The sequence below is a fragment of the Halomonas sp. SIMBA_159 genome (assembly GCF_046536035.1).
Classification (GTDB): Bacteria; Pseudomonadota; Gammaproteobacteria; order Pseudomonadales; family Halomonadaceae; genus Vreelandella; species Vreelandella venusta_A.
This window is the reverse complement of sequence record NZ_JAWJBT010000230.1, coordinates 1-333: the sequence shown is the minus strand read 5'-3', so window position 1 is coordinate 333 and position 333 is coordinate 1. Positions and strand designations below refer to the sequence as shown.

Below are 333 nucleotides of genomic sequence, written 5' to 3'. Positions count from 1 at the left end.
AATTGGATTATGAGCAATATTGTCACTTCCTGCCGGGTGAACAAGGTTACGGGTTACTCAAAGAGCTGATGCGTTTTGTATTGCGCGACCCTATGGCCTGGGATCTGAAACTGGAAGTGAAATCGGATGGATTACCAGCCAGCATTTTGGGCTCGAAGGAAGCGAACCGGCTGGGACAAGTCAGTTGGTTGGGTAACGTGCAAGGTGATAAACAGACAGTGGTGATCATCGGCGCTGTCTAGATGAGTACCTGGCACTCTGCTACCTGCAGTCTTGACTGCATGGCGGAGTGCCAGGAGGGCAAATGCCGAAATGAAGCGGCTAAGGGTGAAG

1 protein-coding gene is annotated in these 333 nt (G+C 51.4%); it reads left to right on the top strand.

The window, feature by feature from the left end; genetic code table 11:
* A partial coding sequence (locus R0J87_RS19095) for a type VI secretion system baseplate subunit TssG (RefSeq protein ID WP_498888209.1) occupies positions 1–242 on the top strand: 242 nt, incomplete at its 5' end.
* Positions 243–333 lie beyond the last annotated feature (91 nt).